We start from the raw sequence: 324 nt of genomic DNA, 5'->3' as shown, positions 1-324 counted from the left end.
TCAAGCGTCTGCGGGCGAAGCTCGGCCTTCGCTGCAAGCAAAAGCGCAAGTTCAAGGCGACGACCAACTCGACGCACAACCTGCCAGTCGCACCGAACATCCTGGACCAGGACTTCAGTGTGAGCGCGCCAAATCAGGCCTGGTGCGGTGACATTACCTACATCGCGACCGATGAGGGATGGCTGTATCTAGCCGGCCTCAAGGATCTGTTTAGCGGAGAGATCGTCGGCTATGCCATGAGCGAGCGCATGACAAAACAGCTGGTCATGCAGGCGCTGTTTCGGGCTGTCGCGTCGCACCGGCCACCGACGGGCCTGATACAAC

1 protein-coding gene is annotated in these 324 nt (G+C 59.9%); it reads left to right on the top strand.

Features of this window, described 5'->3' with window-relative positions; all coding sequences use genetic code 11:
- A partial coding sequence (locus ACRXB1_RS37515; RefSeq protein WP_449494953.1) for a DDE-type integrase/transposase/recombinase occupies positions 1 to 324 on the top strand: 324 nt, incomplete at both ends.

It is taken from the genome of Caballeronia sp. M23-90 (assembly GCF_053574605.1).
Note: the sequence above shows the minus strand (reverse complement) of the source record. Positions and strands in the feature narration are given on the sequence as shown.